Genomic DNA, 941 nt, shown 5'->3' with positions numbered 1-941 from the left:
TGTTGTGGGTCATGACGTTGTGGGCGCTGGGGGTGGGGAACGGGTCTCTGTCCGGCACGATGGGTGGTGCTGAAACCGTTCATCTGTTGACAGGAGACCCGTTCCATGACCCACCGTAATGCCCCGTTGAGTGTTGAGGGCCGCCGCCGGGCCGTTGAGGAGACCGTTCACGGCGGTCGTCCGATCGCTCACGTGGCAGCCGAGTTCCACATCGCCCGCTCGACCCTGTCGAAATGGGTTGCCCGTTACCGCGACCAGGGCGTCGAGGGCCTCGAAGACCGCTCCAGCGCCCCCGCACGACGCCCTTCACGGCTACCGGACTGGGCCATCGAACTGATCGAGCAGTGGCGCCGCAAGAAGAAGTGGCCGGCCCGACGGATCACCCGTGAACTCGCGGACCGGTACGACCTACGCTGCTGCGTACGCACGATCACACGCTGGCTGGACCGCCTGGGACTCAACCGAATCAGTGACATCACCCCGGACGGGCAGAACCTGCGCCGGCCCGGCACGATCACCGCCCACTACCGGGGCCACATGATCCACATGGACGTCAAGAAGGCCGGCAAGATCCCCGACGGGGGCGGCTGGCGCGTCCACGGCCGCGACTCCGACCAGGCCAGGGCCGTCACCAGAGCGAAGAAAGGCCACAAGACCGGCTACACCTACCTTCACTCGGCCATCGACGGGTTCTCCCGCCTGGCCTACACCGAAGCCCACGACGACCAGACCGCCGCCACCGCGACAGGGTTCTTCCACCGCGCACGCGTGTTCTTCGCCGCCCACGGCATCAACCGGATCACCCGGCTGATCACCGACAACGGCCCCTGTTACACGTCCCACGCCTTCAACCGGTCCATCGCCTCACACGTCTCCACCCACCAGTACATCCGCCCCTACACCCCCAGACACAACGGCAAGATCGAACGCTACAACCGGAT

The 941-nt window shown here is 66.0% G+C and carries 1 protein-coding gene; it reads left to right on the top strand.

Annotated elements, in window-relative coordinates; genetic code table 11:
- Positions 1–105: 105 nt before the first annotated feature.
- A partial coding sequence (locus PROPJV5_RS12280; protein WP_119716641.1) for an IS481 family transposase occupies positions 106–941 on the top strand: 836 nt, incomplete at its 3' end.

This window comes from Propionibacterium ruminifibrarum (assembly GCF_900289195.1).
GTDB lineage: Bacteria > Actinomycetota > Actinomycetes > Propionibacteriales > Propionibacteriaceae > Propionibacterium > Propionibacterium ruminifibrarum.
The sequence above is the reverse complement of the archived record's forward strand: the minus strand, read 5'-3'. Positions and strand labels throughout refer to the sequence as shown.